This window comes from Desulfatibacillum alkenivorans DSM 16219 (assembly GCF_900142135.1).
Taxonomy (GTDB): domain Bacteria; phylum Desulfobacterota; class Desulfobacteria; order Desulfobacterales; family Desulfatibacillaceae; genus Desulfatibacillum; species Desulfatibacillum alkenivorans.
In genome coordinates, this window is the sequence record NZ_FQZU01000001.1 from 441288 (window position 1) to 459338 (window position 18051).

Annotated in this window: 11 protein-coding genes and 1 tRNA gene; 2 read left to right on the forward strand and 10 right to left on the reverse strand. The window is 56.0% G+C overall.

Translation table 11 applies throughout. The annotated features are described in order from the left end of the window. Positions 1-68: 68 nt before the first annotated feature. The 7 genes from BUE18_RS01760 to proV form a co-directional block, all read right to left on the reverse strand. On the reverse strand, positions 69-467 hold the full coding sequence (locus BUE18_RS01760) for a cobalamin B12-binding domain-containing protein (protein ID WP_073472233.1): 399 nt from the start codon (positions 465-467) through the stop codon (positions 69-71). A 277-nt stretch (positions 468-744) separates the two neighbouring features. Beyond that, positions 745-2604: a sigma-54-dependent Fis family transcriptional regulator gene (locus BUE18_RS01765; RefSeq protein ID WP_073472235.1), complete on the reverse strand. Its 1860-nt coding sequence runs from the start codon at positions 2602-2604 to the stop codon at positions 745-747. A gap of 343 nt (positions 2605-2947) precedes the next feature. After that, positions 2948-3039: transfer RNA gene (locus BUE18_RS01770), tRNA-Ser, on the reverse strand. Positions 3040-3384: 345 nt separating this feature from the next. Beyond that, entirely contained in the window at positions 3385-3909 is a 525-nt protein-coding gene (locus BUE18_RS01775) for a MarR family winged helix-turn-helix transcriptional regulator (protein WP_073472237.1), read from the reverse strand. A gap of 183 nt (positions 3910-4092) precedes the next feature. Beyond that, positions 4093-5133 (reverse strand): glycine betaine/L-proline ABC transporter substrate-binding protein ProX, encoded by a 1041-nt coding sequence (gene proX / locus BUE18_RS01780; RefSeq protein WP_073472238.1) that lies wholly within the window; start codon positions 5131-5133, stop codon positions 4093-4095. Between the two features lie 43 nt (positions 5134-5176). Next, positions 5177-6010 (reverse strand): ABC transporter permease, encoded by an 834-nt coding sequence (locus tag BUE18_RS01785; RefSeq protein ID WP_073472240.1) that lies wholly within the window; start codon positions 6008-6010, stop codon positions 5177-5179. A 48-nt stretch (positions 6011-6058) separates the two neighbouring features. After that, positions 6059-7270 (reverse strand): glycine betaine/L-proline ABC transporter ATP-binding protein ProV, encoded by a 1212-nt coding sequence (gene proV, locus BUE18_RS01790; RefSeq protein WP_073472349.1) that lies wholly within the window; start codon positions 7268-7270, stop codon positions 6059-6061. Positions 7271-7917: 647 nt separating this feature from the next. Between proV and BUE18_RS01800 the strand changes: the two genes are divergently transcribed. Then, on the forward strand, positions 7918-11688 hold the full coding sequence (locus BUE18_RS01800) for a choice-of-anchor I family protein (protein ID WP_073472243.1): 3771 nt from the start codon (positions 7918-7920) through the stop codon (positions 11686-11688). A gap of 265 nt (positions 11689-11953) precedes the next feature. After that, the gene (locus BUE18_RS01805; protein WP_073472245.1) at positions 11954-13999 is read left to right on the forward strand and encodes an acyltransferase family protein; all 2046 of its coding nucleotides are present in this window, start codon (positions 11954-11956) and stop codon (positions 13997-13999) included. A gap of 657 nt (positions 14000-14656) precedes the next feature. On the opposite strand, the gene BUE18_RS01815 is transcribed toward BUE18_RS01805, so the two are convergent. The 3 genes from BUE18_RS01815 to gpmI form a co-directional block, all read right to left on the reverse strand. Further along, positions 14657-15478 carry a crotonase/enoyl-CoA hydratase family protein gene (locus BUE18_RS01815; protein WP_073472248.1) on the reverse strand — a complete coding sequence of 274 codons (822 nt, stop codon included), beginning with the start codon at positions 15476-15478 and terminating at the stop codon, positions 14657-14659. An 8-nt stretch (positions 15479-15486) separates the two neighbouring features. After that, on the reverse strand, positions 15487-16161 hold the full coding sequence (locus BUE18_RS01820) for a DUF3617 domain-containing protein (protein WP_073472250.1): 675 nt from the start codon (positions 16159-16161) through the stop codon (positions 15487-15489). A 162-nt stretch (positions 16162-16323) separates the two neighbouring features. Further along, positions 16324-18000, reverse strand: coding sequence for a 2,3-bisphosphoglycerate-independent phosphoglycerate mutase (gene gpmI / locus BUE18_RS01825; RefSeq protein WP_073472252.1), 1677 nt, complete (start codon positions 17998-18000; stop codon positions 16324-16326). Positions 18001-18051 lie beyond the last annotated feature (51 nt).

The following is an 18051-nucleotide window of genomic DNA, read 5'->3' on the forward strand; positions in this document are numbered from 1 at the left end:
TACGGCCGAACATATTTAGGCCATGTTTGATGCCGTGAATCCGGCTGGGATGGTGTAACAGTCAAAAATCAGCAGGCGACAGACTCCGATATGAATCCGGCCACCTGAGAGACGGCGGACCCTGCGGTAAACACGCCCGCCACGCCCATTTCCTTGAGCGAGGCCACATCCTGCTCGGGAATCACGCCGCCCACAATCAGCAGGATGTCCTCGGCCTTTTTGCTTTTCAACTGATCCACGACCTTTTGAGTCAGGCTCAAATGGGCGCCGGATAAAATGGACAGGCCGATCACGTCCACGTCCTCCTGCAGGGCTGCGCTCACGATTTGCTCCGGGCTCTGGCGCAAACCCGTGTAAATGACCTCAAAGCCTGCGTCCCGCAGGCCGTAGGCGATAATTCTCGCGCCTCGTTCGTGGCCGTCCAAACCTGGTTTGGCTATGAGTACGCGAATCTTTTTGTTGTTCATGAATTCCCTCCAAGTAGATAGTGGCAGGCTGGTGTGCAGTGTAATGGCAAGAAGGGCGCCAGAACGCGGAATTTTAATTTAACTATTTGAAATGATGTTATATTTTATTAAATACGGTCTTCGGGGGAGGCGCCCCAAGCGCGCCCAGTGGGACACAGCCGCCCAAAATCAAGGGCAGATACGCGGCTTTTGGAGAGGCGGCTTAGGTGTAACATTCTGAAATAATGCAGGAGTTGATTTTGGGTTCGCGGGTTGGGTCACAAGTGACCCGTCTGGGTCAGGATAGACCCAGGCGCTTCATCTTACGAAACAGGGTCTTGCGGGAAATGCCTAAAGACTCGGCGGTTCTGGACTTGTGCCCCCGGTTCTGGTCCAGGGCTTTTTTGATCAGGGCCTTTTCCACGTTTTCAGTAGCGCCTCTGAGGTCAGCCCCGTTTTCCACGGCTTCGGACAGGGGCGCCTTGGCCTGCAAGGGTTCGGGAGAGATGAAGTCCAGGCGATTTACCGTGAGATAGCGCTGAATCACGTTTTGGAGTTCCCGCACGTTGCCCGGCCAGTCATAGGCGACCAGATCGTTCAGAACCTTGCCTGGCAGGACAGCCTGGCCCTGGCCTCCGGAATAGACTTTCATGAAGTGCTCCGCCAGCAGGGGGATGTCGTCCCGGCGTTGGCGCAGGGGCGGCAAGTTGATGGGGATGATGTGAATTCTGAAGAAAAAGTCCTCGCGCATCTTGCCGGCCCGGGCTTGTTCCAGGAGGTTGCGGTTGGTGGCGGCGATAATGCGGAAGTCGGAGAATTTGACGGCATTGCCGCCTACGGGCGTGTAGCCTCCTCCTTCGATGGCCCGGAGGAGCTTGACCTGCAGCATGATGTCCAGTTCGCCCACTTCGTCCAAAAACAGGGTTCCGCCGTTGGCTTGGTCCAGGAAGCCTTCCTTGTTGGAATGGGTGCCGGTGAAGGCCCCTTTGCGGCTTCCGAAAAACTCGCTTTCCAGGAGGTTGGCCGGGATGGCCGCGCAGTTTACGGGCACGAAGGGCTGGTCAGCTCTTTTGCTCATTTTATGGATGGCTCGGGCGACCAGTTCCTTGCCGGTTCCTGATTCGCCGTAAATAATGACATTGGCGCTGCCGGCCGCCGCATTGAGGATAAGCTCGTAGACTTCCTGCATGGCCGTGCTTTTGCCGATAATATTGCCAAACCGGTAGCGGTCCCGCATGGAGGAACGAAGGTTGACGTTTTCCCGGCGCAGGTTTTCCGCTTCCTCCTGCATGGAAAGCTCCCTGAGTTTTGTTTCCGTGACGTCGCGGGCGGTGAGCAGCAGGCTGGGTTTTCCTTTCCAGGTGATAAAATTGGCCTTGCCTTCCACCCAGAGTTCATTGCCCAACTTGTGCAGGCAACGGGCCTGGAATGTGCGTTCCTCCGCAGCGCCGGACTCCAGGGCCTGGTACAATTCCAGAAAATAGGGGCGAAACGGCTCAGCCGCCATAAATTCCGGGGTTTTGGCGAGGAACTCCTCCCGGGTGTAGCCAAACATGGAAGCCGCGGCTTCGTTGGCGAACAGAAACCTGTTTTTGTGGGCAAGCACGACTCCTTCGGTAATGCGCTCTCCCAGCAGGCGATAGAGCGCTTCCGACTCCCGGAGGCTCTGTTCCGCGGCTTTTCTGGCCGAGATGTCCAGGCCCATGCCCATGAGATAGGACGCTCCATTGATCCGGGTGCTGACGCCCGTGAACATGTAGGGAATCTTTCTGCCGTCTTTGGTGACTATGGTGGATTCGGCCAAACCCTCGCCGTTCACGAATACGTCCTTGATGCTGTTTCGGATTAAATTCTTGTCTCCGCCCTTGAATAAGGTGAGCAGGCTGATGGAACCCACCTCCTCCTCGGTGTATCCGGTGACGGTCTCCACGTTCCGGTTCCAGCGAAGCACCTGGAGCTTGTCGTTAAAGCAGTAAAATATGCCCGGCAGGCCCCGAATGAGGGTTTCGAAAAATTGGTTTTCGTTGGCCAGGGCCTTCAGAGCTTCTTCCAATTCCTGAAGCTGCTCCCCCCGGGAGCTTTCGGGCGCGGCTTTTCCTTTTGCCGTATGGAGGCTGCTTTCCGGGGTCTTCGAGGACGCTTTTAGAGTATTTGGCATGGGATTTAAATCCTGATGGGGGGACGGGGCCCGGCGCAGGCCAGCGCAGAGACTCCGGTTATTGATGGCATGGTGCGTCAATAGCGAATGTATTCTTTTTACACTCTATTTCACTCCATTGTAAAGTTTTTTTTGACATTGCATGGCAGGGCGCCAAGGAAATTGTCCCAAGTCGGGCCGTTAATCCGTTCGCGGCGGGAGGGCATTTTTCGCCCGTGACACCGGAACAGGTTTTTCAACCCAGGCAAGGGAATGGCGGCTTGAATCGGGATTGCTAAATTTCAGAAAGCCAGGCGGTGAAAATAGGGGATTGTACGGCAATTAGGATTTTTGGGCAAAAAAATGGCGGAGAGGGTGGGATTCGAACCCACGGTACGGTTGTGCCGTACACACGATTTCCAGTCGTGCACCTTCGGCCAGCTCGGTCACCTCTCCGCATTGTATGCGGCGTACTTCTATGTCTTGCCTGCATGAACTTTCCCTTGCGCGAGTAAGGCGAGCCTTCACATGCGCCCCAAAGGGTGGGTGTCTTATGGCGCATTTTAATCGTTTTGGCAAGAGGTTTTTTTTCTGTTAGGTTTTTCCATGAGGAACGGCTCTGATTTTCCTGAAACCCGTGAAATCCGCCCGGGCATGCCCTGGCGCAAAGGCTCTGCGGCGCTGTCACGCCGGATAAACTTCCCCGTTTTTTGCGCGCGGCGCCATGGAAAGGTTCTTTGCAGAGCTTTCTTTCAGGAAAGCGATATGCCGAAGGCTTTTTTTCTTGCTTGTTTTAGGCTGTTACCGTTCTTCAGGAGGCCGGGCGTCCATGGACTCGTGGGACAGGGCCAAGCCGTTTTCGGGCATGAGCGGCTCGTCGATAAAATGGATGAGCTTGGACAAGCTGGAGACGATCTCCGCCACTTCCTGTTCGGGCAGGTTTTCCAGTCCTTCTATGATTTGCTTTTGGAGCGGGGGAGGGGCGTGGGAGGCCATGTCCCTGCCTTTATCCGTGAGTTCCACGGTAATCACCCTGCGATCCTTGTTGGTCCGGGAACGGATCACCAGGCCTTTATTTTCCAGGCGGTCGATGATGCCGGTGACCGTGCTGGACTTGACCATGATTTCCGCAGCAAGTCGTGACAAAGAGAGGGGGCCCTTTTCGTACAAGGCCATGAGGCATGCCAACTGAGGGCCGCTGACCAAATAGGTGCGGCTGAGCTCTTTGGTGTACATTTCCTCCGCCTGGATAAGGCGGCGGATAAGCCATACAATTTCTTTTATTTTGTTATCAAAGACAACCGGTTCGTTCAACGGTCGATTCATAATAATAACCGCCTTCAATTATTCTACTGCAAGCACGGAAATTATCACCAGGCGTTAAGAAAGGCAACTGAAATACGCACGGCTGAAAAAATAGCGGGCCGCCTGATTCAAGGGCTGAAAGGCCCCGCCGCGCCCGTTATCGGAGGCGGCGGGGCCTGGAATGATCACGTCGGCAAATAACCGCTACTTGGCGGCTTTCCGGGCTTCTTCAATCCAGCCGTTCCATTTCTCCTGGTTCTTGGCGATCCATTCGTTGGCGTGCCTGTCAATATCCTTGGCGGATTTTTCGCCTTCGTTCATCCTGGTGTTCTGCTCGTTGATGTCAATCAAGGGCAGGGTGAAAACCTCAAAAAAGCGCTTGGCCGCCGGGTTTTCCGCCAGGAATTTTTTATTGGCCACAATCTGGATGTCGCAAACCACAAATCCCAGCTTTACGGGGTCGGTAACAGCGCCTTCTACGCCAGACACGGTCATGCGGTCCACGGCGGGTTTCTGCGTTTCCATGGGGATGATTTCAGGTACGTTGATCCACATGACGTCCTTGCCGGGTTTCATCTTGAAGATGGTCCAGTTGGGGGCCCAGGTGTAAAAGAAAACGGGCTTGCCGGATTTATAGGCCGCCAGGGCGGAAGCGATGCCGGCTTCATAAGAGGCCTTGACCGGGTTGATGTAGTCTTTCAGGCCGTATGTTTCCATATGAAAGGCGATGGCTTTTTCGCAGCCCCAGCCGGGAGGACAGGCGGTGAGGTCGGCTTTGCCGTCTTTGTTGGTGTCAAAAGCCTTGATCACTTCCGGGCGTTTGAAATCGTCCAGGCTTTTGATGTTGAATTTTTCCACGTCTCTTTTGGAAACCAGGTATCCCTGGAGCCCGCCGGCTTTGGCCACGTAACCGATGGTCTGGGCTTTTTCATCAAAGTCCTTGGGGACCTGGCTGTTGTGCATGGGGAACCAGCCGTTGCACCAGTAGTCCAGGTCGCCCAGGGTTACGGATTTATAGAAAATGGGGTTGGCCAGGTCTTTAGGCTTCTTGGCTTTGTAGCCAAGCTCTTCCAGGCCCTTGCGGACCAGGACTTCCTGGAAAAAGCCCGTGTTCCAGGTGGCGCGGGCGGGTTTGACGGTGACGCCCTTGCCGGGCTTCTCCTGGTAGGCCATGCCCGGCGCCGGAGCGATGAAGCAGGCCGCTACAGCGGCGATAACCAATGCTTTGACTAAACGTAAATTCATAATTCCTCCTCTGCAAAATAAAGTTGTTGGTTTTGCCTGTTTATCAGTCTTTTTTCTGAGCCATGGATTGGGTGATGCGGTCCAGAATAATAGCCATGAGAACAATGCCCAGGCCGCCGATCACAGCCTGTCCGATATCCAGCGTATTCAGGCCCAGGATGACGGGGGAGCCCAGGCCGCCCGCGCCGATGAGCGCTGCAATGACGACCATGGAAAGAGCCATCATGATGGTTTGGTTGAGCCCGGCCAGGATGGTGGGCATGGCAAGGGGAATCTGTACGCGTACAAGCACCTGCCAGTTGGTGGCGCCAAAGGCCTGGGCCGCTTCCACCAGTTCGGGGTGCACTCCCCTAATGCCCAGGCTGGTCAGGCGGATGATGGGGGGCATGGCGAACACGATGGTTGACAAAACGCCCGCCACGTTGCCCACGGAAAAGAGCATGACAATGGGCACCAGGTACACAAAAGCCGGAGTGGTCTGCATGGCGTCCAAAAAGGGCCGCATCCAGGATTCGAATTTATCCGATCGTCCCGCAAGGATGCCCAGGGGCGCCCCCACAAGAGTGCAGAAAATAACGGCTGAAAGCACCATGGCCAGGGTGGTCATGGCGTCCGTCCAGAGGCCCAGCATGCCCACAAAGGCCATGGTGACCACCGAGAATATGGACAACTTGATTCCGGAAAATTTCCAGGCCGCCAAACCAATGGCGATAATGACGATAATCGGATGGATCGCGTTCAGGCCATTGTCAAATCCCGACAAGGTGGTTTCCACGGGCCACTTGATGGCCTGGAAAAAGGGCCGGTAATTGTCCACCAGCCATTCCACTGCTTGGGAAACCCAGGTGTCCAGGGGTATTATTTTGTCTTCAAACATTGCTTCTCTCCAATACGTCTATCAGGGGCGCAGCACGCCCCGGAAGGTTTATTCCGCCTCGATAGCGTTCTCGGCCCTATGCAGGGCGCCCAGGAACCGGTTTTTGGAAACCACGCCCTTATACCTATTGCCCTCATCCACTACGGGTACGGGCCAGGTGTGGCTGGCCACCAGAGGCAGGATGTCCTGCATGGAATCGTCCATTTTCACCGGCTCAGCATCTTGGATGAATGCCTGATTCAGAGGGGAGTCTCCGGTTCTCTTTTCCATGGCCTCTTTGATGGAGTCCGTGGAAACCAGCCCCAAAAACTGCTTTTTCGGCCCCAGGACGTACAAAAAATCCCGCTCGCTGCCGCTCAATAACTCATGGGCCGCCCGCAGGCTGCCGGCCTTGCTTATGATCAGCGTGGGCTGGGTGTCGCGGACAATATCGCCGGCGCTGATGACGTTTGTGGGATCCACGCCGCGGAAGAACGCACGGACGTAATCGTCCGCCGGATTCTGGAGAATCTCTTCGGGCGAGCCCACCTGGACTACCCGGCCCCCTTCCATGATGGCGATGCGGTCCCCGATGCGCAGGGCCTCGTCCAGGTCGTGGGAAATGAACACAATGGTGCGCTGGGCGTCTTCCTGCAGTTTAAGCAATTCATCCTGCATTTCCGTACGGATCAGAGGATCCAATGCGGAAAAGGCCTCGTCCATGAGCAGAATGTCGGGATCCACGGCCAGACCGCGGGCCAGCCCCACGCGCTGCTGCATGCCGCCGGAAAGCTGTTTGGGGTAGGAATCCTCCCAGCCGGCCAGACCCACCTGAGCCAAAGCCTCGGCCGCCCGTTCCTCGCGCTTTGCCTTGTCCACTTTGGCCAATTGCAGGCCAAAAGCTGCATTTTGCAGCACGGTAAGATGAGGCATTAGGGCGAAAGACTGGAAAACCATGCTCATGTTGTGAAGCCGGAAATCCACTAATTCGTCCTGGTTCATTTTGGTCACGTTTTCGCCGTCCACCAAAACATTCCCTGCAGTGGGCTCAATCAAACGATTGAGCATACGAACCAAAGTTGACTTTCCGGACCCGGAAAGCCCCATGACCACGAAGATTTCCCCCGCGTTCACGGAGAACGAGGCGTTGTTCACGCCGACGGTCAGCCCGGTTTTCTCGAAGATGGCGTCTTTTTCCATCCCCTGCTCCAGCAGGGCCATGGCTTTTTGCGCCGGGCTGCCAAATACTTTGTACAGATTTTCAATGACGATTTTTTCCATGCCGGTTCCTTTTGCCTGTGTTGCTTTTAGATTTTCGCCGGGCATGGCCGCGCCGCGCGCAGCCAGGGCATGTTTGGGTTTGGCGATCCCGCCCGCAATGCATCCGACACTTGGCGTTCTGATTATTTCAATAATAATACTTTAAATTGAAGATTATTTCAATTCAAAATATATTTTCTAATAATATCTATTCCGTAAGTATTATTAAAATCGAAGCGGCAAAGTAAAACTTAAGACCTTATCCAAGATTAAAGAGGGCGGCCCAAGGGGTTCTTTTTGATAAAAACCCCGTTGATAAACGTTTTGTCCCTGCATGGAAAATGGAGCGGTGGGTTTTCGAGCGCCGGATAATCGGGACCTCTATTAAGTAAAACTTTAGTATAGCTGTGCTTTTTAATTCCCAGGCTGGATTGCTCCGCGCTTTCCTTGGTGTGGAGCGAGCCTTTGCGGAGCATTTGTTTCGCCTTGGCCCTCTTTGGCTGGTCGCAGCCTCCTATACAGGTTTCTCACATTCCGCCAATCAAAGACTAATCCGTGCTTAACAGTTTTATAACCCTGGGGAGCTAAGTACACCCTCATGCTTCAAGGGCATCCGCCCCTGTTAAATCAACCCAATTCCATTATTCAATCGATAGAGGAGCGTGTACATGGATAAGAGACTATTCCGGCTTCTGGCGGTTTTGTTGGCGCTGGCCCTATGTTTTTCCGTCGGGTGCAGCGACGACGATTCATTGACCCCGGAGCAGAAAGAATGGCTGTTAAAGGGAAATGCCGTGGACGGCCCCATTGAGGGCGCCAAGATAACCATCACCGATTCCAGAGGCAATGAATGGACAGCCTCCTCCCTGACGGACGCCGCAGGCGCCTACCGCATAACCCTGCCGGAGGACATCAAGGGGCCTTTGCGCATCCGCCTCTACGACGGCGGGTGCGACAATTCGACGAACCCTTGCACCCTCTTTGAGGGGGAGTATTACGCCCTGGTCAGCCAGTTCAGGGGTGAAGCCGCCTCCGGCCATCCCACGCCCCTCACCACGCTTATTTATTTTGTCGCCCTTGCAAGGGCAGGCGGCGATCCCCTGGCCGTCACAAACACCGATGTGAACGCCGCGACCAGTATTGTGGAAAGCCTGTTCGGCCTGGGCCTGGAATTTGAATCCATTGCCACGCCCCCCACGGTGCAGACAAATCAGAAGATTGATCAGGACATTCTCGATGAGATGACGGCCCATCGTACGGCTATTGACTTCCTGCTTTATGTGGTTGAAAACGCGGCCGCCGGTACGGACGCGGACATTGACGAAGTTTTGCTTACTTTCGCCCTGGATATCATGGACGGAACCGTGGACGGCGCCGCCGACGGCTTGGACCAGGACCTTCTGAGCGCCCTGAATTTCGACGATTCCTATATGGGCATGCTGAGCGAGTTCGGACAGCGCTTTGTGAGCCGCCTGAACGCATTGGACGACCCCGCCGCCCTGGAAGCGGCTCTGCAGGCCGCCGCCGCCAAACTCGCCAATGAGGATGCGGACGGCGCCATCGGAGAAGGCATGGGCGCCGCCGCCGTGGCCAACCTGGGCGCGGAAGCCGATACCTCCGGCGCCAAAGCCCGCTTGGCGACCTCTTCTCCAGTAGCCGTGCAACTGGCGGTTTTGGGAACTTACGATCCCGATCCGAATGCGGATATCTCGGAAGCCTATGCTGAAATCGTTGCTTACGATCCCGCGACCCAGCAGGTTTACGTCACCAACGCCGGCGAAATGCCGGACCGCAAAGACGATTACGTGAAGGTGGATATTATTGACGTGTCTGATCCCACGGCCCCGGCTTACGTTGACAGCATCGACGTTTCCGGCATGGGCGCCGGGGTCAACTCCTGCGCGGTGAAAAACGGCGTGGTGGCCATCGCCATCGAGTCCGACCCCAAGCAGAATCCCGGCGTGGTCGCCTTTTACCAGACCGACGGAACTTACATCAATCATGTGACGGTGGGCGCCTTGCCCGACATGGTCACGTTTACCCCGGACGGCGCCAAGGTCCTGGTCGCCAACGAAGGCGAGCCTAACGGCGACTACACCACGGACCCTGAAGGCTCCGTCTCAATCATCGACATTTCCGGCGGGGCCGCCTCCGCCAGCGTATCCACTGCCGGATTCGCCGGCTTCAACGGCGACAAGGAAGCCCTCATAGCTTCCGGCGTTCGCATCTTCGGCCCCAACGCCGCCGTGGCTCAGGACCTGGAGCCCGAGTACATCGCCGTCAACGCCGATTCCACCACGGCTTACGTCACTTTGCAGGAAAACAACGCCATTGCGGAAATCGACCTGGCTACCGCAACGGTCACCGGTATTTTTCCCCTGGGATACAAGGATCACAGCCTGGAAGGAAACGGCCTGGACGCCAGCAACAAGGACGACGCCATCAATATTGCAACCTGGCCTGTCCTGGGCATGTACATGCCCGACTCCATCGCTGCGTATAATCTGGGCGGAGAAATCTTTCTGGTTACGGCCAACGAAGGCGACGCCAGGGAATACGACGCCTTTGAGGAAGAAGAATCCATCGAGGATCTGGATCTGGATGAAACCGCCTTCCCCAACGCATCCACCTTGCAGGAAAAGGAAAACCTGGGCAAACTCAGCGTCACCAATACCATGGGCGACGCGGACAACGACGGCGACTACGATGAACTCTATTCTTTCGGCGCCCGTTCCTTTTCCGTATGGAAAGTCGGCGCCAGCGGCCTGGAGCTGGTTTTCGACTCGGGCGATAAGATGGAGCAGGTCGTAGCAGCCATGTTCCCGGAAGCCTTCAACACCACGGACGACGAAATCAAGTTCGACAACCGCTCCGACAACAAGGGCCCCGAACCGGAAGCCCTCGCCATCGGCGAGATCGACGGCCGCGTTTACGCCTTTGTGGGTCTGGAACGCATGGGCGGCATCATGACCTTTGACATCACCATTCCCGAAAATCCGGTTTACTGCCACTACATCAACAACCGGAACATGACCTGGGACGAGGACGACGAAACCACGGGCCCGGCCCTGGACATGGCGCCCGAAGGCCTGATTTTCATCCCGGCTTCCGACAGCCCCAACGGCAAGCCCATGCTGGCCTGCGCCAACGAGATGTCCGGAACCACCACCCTGTATTCCGTGGACAGCGCCTCCCGTAAAGCGGAATTCGCGGTTTTTACCGACCCCCATTATTACGACTCTTCCCTGGGAACCGAAGGCGCCGCCTTTGAAGCCTATCTGCTTCAGGACCGCAAGCTCATCGCGGAGAGCGAGGCAATCATGGATTCCACCGTCCGGATGATCCGTGCGGAAAACCCTGACTTTGTGCTGGTGTGCGGCGACTTGACCAAAGACGGCGCCTTGGCCAGCCATCAGGAATTCGCCGAGGGCATCGCCAAGATCGAGGCCGCCGGCGCCCAGGTGTACGTGGTTCCCGGCAATCACGACGTGAACAATCCCCAGGCGTACGGCTACGAGGGCGACAACGAAGTGGCCGTGGACAACATCAGCGCCGAAGACTTTGCAACCATTTACGCAGACTTTGGGTACAGCGAAGCCATCGCACGCGACCCCAACTCCCTGTCTTATGTGGTTCAGCCCAATGACTGGCTGCGCATCATTGGCATGGACTCCTGCAAGTACAGCGCCGAAGACAATGCCGAACACGCGGAAACCAGCGGCGCTTTTTCCGCTGAAACCCTGGCCTGGATTAAAGCCCAAACCGGGGAAGCCATGGACGCGGGCTTCACGGTCATCGGCTTCCAGCATCACAACCTGGTGGAGCACTACACCGGCCAATCCGTGGACGCCATCGGCGCGGACTACGTGATCGACGACTACGAAAACGTCGCTGAGACCCTGGCCGACGCCGGCATGCACGTCGTCTTTACCGGCCACTACCACGCCAACGACATCACCAAGTTCGCCACGGAAGCCAGCTTTGTGTATGACGTGGAAACCGGCTCCACGGTGACAAGCCCCTGCCCCTGGCGCACGGTCTCCCTGGACGGCTCCGAACAGACCATGGAAATCGCCACCCATCTCATTGAGTGGATCGACTACGACCTGGACGGCGAATACTTTCAGGATTACGCAGCCGAATACCTGGAAGACGGCCTGGAAGTGGTGGCGACCGTCCTGCTGCAGTCCCTGTTCGGCGTGGATGCTGCCACGGCCCAGGCTTTGGCCCCGGACGTAGCCGCCGCCTACGCCGCGCACTACGCCGGCGACGAAACCCCCACGGCGGAAGTCCTGGCGAAAATCAACGCCTACCTGGCCGATGAAAACACCGCGACCCTGGGCCAGATGATGGGAACTCTGTGGACGGACCTCAATCCCTCCGACGGCGCAGTTTTTATTGACCTGGTAACGGGAGAGAGCGTGGACCTTTCCAAATAGGATTTTTGGGCAACAAAAAGCTCTCCCGCTTGAAGCTCCGGGAGTGCGAAGAATAACCTGAGCCCGCCAGGACCGGAACAACCGGTTTTGGCGGGCTTTTTTTTATCATAAATAAAGGTTAACATCCTTGGTTTCAGGCGGATGGATTTATCCTTTGATCTGTGATACTCCTATGCCTGCAGTGCGGCTTTTTACGGCCCTTTGCAACCCTCAAAACATCTTGCCGCTCGTCCGGAGTTAATGCGTCCATTGCATCCGAGGTTTTATGGAGTATCGTAGAGAAATTGATGGAATGAGGGCCGTCGCCGTCATACCGGTTATCCTGTTTCATGCAGGGCTCAATCTGTTTCAAGGCGGATACGTCGGCGTTGATATCTTTTTCGTCATCAGCGGATATCTGATCACTACGATAATTCTTAACGACCTGACCAAGGACAATTTTTCCATCGTCGCCTTTTATGATCGAAGAGCGCGCCGGATTTTGCCCGCCTTGTTTTTTATAACCGCGGCTTGCTTCCCCTTTGCCTGGATGTGGCTGTCTCCGCATTATTTGCAGGAGTTCTCCCAAAGCGTGATGGCCGTCGCCTCATTTTGCTCCAATTTCCTGTTTTACTCCCAAAGCGGATATTTCGACACAGCCGCGGAATTAAAGCCCCTGCTCCATACCTGGAGCCTGGCGGTGGAGGAGCAGTTTTACCTCTTTTTTCCGGTCTTCCTATTTTTATTATGGAAGTTTGCCAGGAAGATTCTATTCGGAGCCTTGCTTGCCGCCGGCCTAGGCAGCTTGCTTTTGGCCCAGTGGATGGCGCATCATAATCCGTCCGCCGCTTTTTACTTGCTGCCCACCCGCGGCTGGGAGCTGGCCATCGGCGCATTGCTGGCCTATTATTTTGTGTTTAAAAAGGATCAAAAATCCTTTGCAGAGTCCGCAAAGAAATTAGGCGGGCCGTTGGCGTTCGTGGGCTTGATTTTAATCGTATACGCGGTTTTCGCCTATGACAAAACAACGCCTTTTCCCGGGCTATACGCCCTGGCGCCCACAGTGGGCGCGGCCCTGGTCATCGCTTTTGCAACCCCGGGCAATGCGGTGGGGCGACTTTTGGGCGCCAAACCTCTGGTTGGGCTTGGTTTAATCAGCTACAGCGCCTATTTATGGCATTATCCGCTTTTTGTTTTCGCCCGTCACAGACTATTGACCGAGCCCAGCCGGAATGTATTCCTGGGTTTGGCTGCTGCGTCCCTGGTTCTTGCTTATTTAAGCTGGAGATTTATAGAGACTCCATTCAGGAACAAAGCAAAGGTCCAAAGAAAAACGATCTTCACTTTCGCCGGCATAGGATCCGTTTTTTTAATCACTGCCGGATTTTTGGGGTATTTTGGCTACGGCTGGCCCACAAGAATGCCTGATGGGCTCATAAGCGCTTTATCCAGTGCGGTGAATAAAGGCCCCCTGGTTGATAAATGGCATATCATGGGGCCGGGGCAGCCCGATGACGTCCGGCACTCGTTTAAAAATGTCGTCCCCGGCAAAAATGACGATAATATCATGTATCTGATTGGGGATTCCCACGCGGGGGCCATTGCGGAAGGCCTGATGCAGACCCTGGAAAACTCCGATTACGGCTTCATGTACATCTCGTATACGGCGTGCCCTCCCATTGAAAACGTCTACAGGCCGGATAAGGGAGACGACCACAGGTGTTATGAGCACAACCAGGATTTGTACAATTACATCCTTGAAAACGATCAAATCAAATACGTGGTGTTGGCCGCCCGGTGGACCCTATACCTTGAAAAGGAAAGGTTTAATAATGGAGAGGGCGGCGTGGAATACGGAGAGCCGGGCGGCTTGGACGTTATATCGGACACTCGGAAAATTGTCAGCCGGGAGGAAGACCGAAAAAGCAATCTTGAAGCAGCCTACCGGGAATCGATACAGAAGCTCTTGGACGCTGGCAAAAAGGTGGTGATCGTCTATCCCATTCCGGAGGTCGGGTGGAACGCGCCGGCGTATATCAACAAATGGGCGTTTATCCACGGCGCGGAAGCGTCCGGCCTGGATAATAGCGTGGGCTCCACCGACTACCAGGCCTTTCTTGAACGCAATAAAGGGGCCTGTGAAATGCTTGATTCCTTGGGTCAACATCCCAATTTGCACCGAGTGTATCCCGAGCACATCTTTTGCGACACGTTCGTTAAAGGACGATGCGCCGTCCAAAGCAACGGCCATATTTTTTATCGGGACGACAACCATTTATCCCTTTTTGGAGCAAGGCTTGTGGCCCGGGAAATCCTGAAGGTTCTCCGGTAGCTTCATGTGGTCAAAAACAGTGGACGGGCGGGACCCTCGGACCGGTCCTGAAAGCCCGGGCGCCGTTGGCAGGCATGGAAACCCTTCGCCCCACAAATCAAACATTCAACCCATGGCGTATCAAAAGGCAGTGCGGCATCAGGGCTTGCCCTGCGTATTTTTGGGCGGCCCATACGGGTCAGTAGGAAATCCGGGAGTAGGGCGCGAATTCATCCAGGCAGGGTGGCCCAGGCATGCAATGCCTGGGGCCGGAGGCCAAAAGGCGCGACCCACGAAGAATTTTCAAATTGAGGATGGCCGGCGGGCGCATGGCGCTGGTTGAGTCCCTGTTTTTGTTTGGTTTTGGGTGGATCGTCCGTTCGCTTGAGATGCAAGGATTCTATGGCCGCAAAAGGTCGTACCTACTGTGCTGTCGCACCCGGTCAGGATACTGCTCTGACCGGGCCGCCCCACAAAAAGAACTGGGAAACCCTGCCCCTACAAACCAAATTCAACCCATGCTGTTTCACAAGGCAATGTAGCCTCAGGGCTTGCCCTGCTTATTTTTTGGAGCCCCGCTAAATGCCGGGAGACCACCCGTGCAACAAACTGTCAGGCAAAAAAAGGGCCGCGGAATAGTCCACGGCCCCTTGTAAATCATGCAGAAAGCTGGAAAGGCTATTTCCCCGTATATTTGGGTTTGCGCTTTTCGGCGAAGGCGCCCACGGCTTCGTACAGATCGTCCGACGGGATGATGTCCGTGCTGATGAGGCCCACGTATTTCAGGCCGTCCTCCACGGTCTTTCCAATGCCGTAGTTCAATACGTTCTTGCAGGCCATGACCGCCAGGGGCGCGTTGTCGGCCATTTCCACGGCCAGCTTTTCGGCCGCTTCCATAAGCGCCGCTTGATCTTCGTACACGTCGTTGATCAGCAGGATATCCTTGGCGCGCTGGGCGTCGATGAGCCGGGCGGTATAGGCAAGCTCCCTGGCGTGGCCCTGGCCCACGATGTGGGGGATGCGCTGGAGCACGCCCACGTCCGCCACGATGGCCACGGCGGCTTCCTTCAGGGAGAATTTGGCGTCCTGGGAGCAGATGCGGACGTCGCAGGCCGTGATCATGTCCAGGCCGGCGCCGATGCAGTTTCCGTGCACAGCCGCGATGACCGGTTTGCGGCATTTTTCAATGCAGGTGATGCTTTCCTGGAGCTTGTAGATTTTATGCACCAGGCTCCATTTGGTTCCGCCTTTCTGATTGGGATCCAAGAGTTCCGGAAGCTCGTTGGTCATGGCCATGAGGTCAATGCCTGCGCAAAAGCAGTCGCCCTTGCCGGCCACGATGATCACCCGGATTTCCGGATCCTGGTCCAGGTCTTCGAAAATAATGGGCGCCTCGCTCCACGCAGGCGGATTCATGGCGTTTTTCTTTTCGGGCCTGTTCAGGTACACCCAGGCGATGGGCGGCTTTTTTTCCACAACGTAAAACTGCAGATCATCCATGATGTCTCCTATTCCGGGCAGGGACCCAGGTATTGGCCCTTCATGCTATTATTCATCGTCATCATGCCCCCCTCTTTGGGCTTTACGGTAATCACCACGGTTCCTTCAAACGTTTTGCCGTGGTAAGTGATTTCGCCCCGCGAGTATGTGGCGGATTCCTGGTCAATGCATTCCATGGTCCAGTATACGGTGTCGCCTTTGGCCTTCAAACCGGTGATTTTGCATTCGCCGTCGTCCGGTTTTTCCTGGGGTACGATGTTCTCCCGGGTCAGGCAGGTGGTGTAATTCTGGGGCGGCATGGTAAAGCCGTTGGCCTGCATGATCATGGTGGTCTTCCAGTTTCCCTCTTTCATGTTGATGGAGTTCCGGTCGATTTCCTCGATCACGCCTTGCGCCGGAGAGGGTTCAATCGCTGCGGTCCGGCCCTGGGGTTGATAGCTCTGGGCGGCCTGCTGCTGGTATGCGGCCGGCAGTTCCTCAGCCTCATCCTCCTCTTCCTGCGCTTCTTCCATAGCCTCTTTGCCGGCGTTTTTTCCGCCCTCATAGGCTCCGTCAACAGCCTCTTCAATGCCCCGCTCCCCGGCTTTTTGCAGGGCGCCCTTCAGTTTGTCGTCAAACCAACCGGCCTGGGCGATGCCGGCCAAAAATACAAGGGTGAATAAAATGGCAAAAATTCGTTTCATTAAAAAATGTCCTTTCTAAAAAAAAACCTTTCCCCCAATTGAAAAAAACGGAGTTGGGATCGCCCGCCGCTCCACACTCATCAAGTCGCAGGAAACCCAATCTCCATTGCTTCATATAAAACATCCCCTCAGGAGAACAGGCGCTCCCCTTTATATCAGCGCCTATTCTTCCATTTCACAAGGCTTAAGCAGGCTTGTCGCCGTCATTTCCCCGGGTACAGGCAATTGCATAAGCTCCAAAATCGTCACGGCGATGTCCGACAGCTTGCCGTGGTCCACCAGGCTGCAGGAATCCGCGTCGTTGGCGACCCAGAAAAAATGCACGGGGCTGGTGGTGTGAGAGGTCTGCACTCCGCCGGTGGCCGGGTCGATCATCTGCTCCGCGTTGCCGTGGTCGGCAGTGACCATCACAATCCCGTCTACGGCCAGAACCGCATCGCAGACCTTTTCCACGCATTCGTCCACGGCTTCCACGGCCTTGACCACGGCGTCAAAGTCGCCGGTGTGGCCCACCATGTCGCAGTTGGCGAAATTGATGGCGATGAAGTCGTAGCCCTTCTTTAGCCGGTCCCCGCCGTCCACGGAGTTTTCTTCCACGCTCAATGTGGTTTTCTCCGTATTCTGCGCCTTGCTCCTGAGCGAATCGATGCTGCCGGTGACGGCCTCCAGGACCAGGTCCGCGACTTCGTACACGCTCATTTCAGGCTTTTGGTTTTCCGGAATGCTGATGGACTCCACCAAAACCCTGTCCTCCTTGGGAAAGGGCGCAACCAGCTTGCCGTTAAAGAAACTGGTGACATGGCGGTACTTCTGGTATTCGGAAATCCTGAGCTGCCACAGGCCGTGGTCCGCCAGCACCTTGCCAAGCAGGTTGGCCATGTTCATGGGCGGGATGATGGCCTGGGTGAACTCGTCGTAATACCTGGTAAGCCCGGCGAAAAAAACGTCCGGGACCGGCCCCCGGTCGAACTCCTTGAAGTCCGGCTCCACAAAAGCCTGAGCCAACTGGATGGCCCGGTCCTGCCGGAAATTGGTATGGATGACCGAATCTCCGGGCCGGATCATGCCGCAGCACTCCCCGCAATCGTCCTCGATCATGGTGGGCTGGATGAATTCGTCGGTTTCCGGCGGAACGTCGCCTCCCTGTTGGGTTTTGGCGCGTTCGTAAGCCTGTTCGATGGCTTCTCTGGCGGATTTGGCCCTGAGCCCCGTTCCCTGCATGAGGGCGTCATAGGCTTTTTGGGTGCGGTCGTAATTCCGGCCCCGATCCATGGCGTAATACCGGCCCATGACGCTGGCGACCCGGCCCACGCCCAGTTCGGCCATTTTGTTCTCCAGCCTTTCCAGGTAGGTGAGGGCGCTTTGGGGCGGCGTGTCCCTGCCGTCGCTGAAAAAATGCACATAGACCTTTTTAAGGCCGTTTTCGGCGGCCCATCCCAAAAAAGCGTGCAGATGATCCTGCACCGCGTGCACGCCCTGGTCCTGGACCAGGCCCATGAGATGGAGGGCGGAGTCGTTTTTTTGGCAGTTTTCCAGGGCCTCCTTGACCCGGGGCGTTTCAAACAGCTCCCCGGATCGGATCATCTGGTCCACCCGGACGATTTCCTGCATGACGATCCTGCCGGCCCCCATGTTCAAATGCCCCACTTCCGAGGACCCCTGGGCGCCCGCCCGAACCCCGACGGGCTCTCCGGAGGCGTCGATGGTGCAATGGGGATAGGTCTCCAGCAAATGCTTGAAGTGCGGCGTCCTGGCGGCGGCCACGGCGTCGCCTTTCCCGCCGTCTCCGATGCCCCAGCCGTCCCTGATCAGCAGAACCACAGGTCTTTTGGTATGCATTGTATTATCCTGATTTTTCGGGATGATAATCCCCGGAGGCGCGCCTCCCTG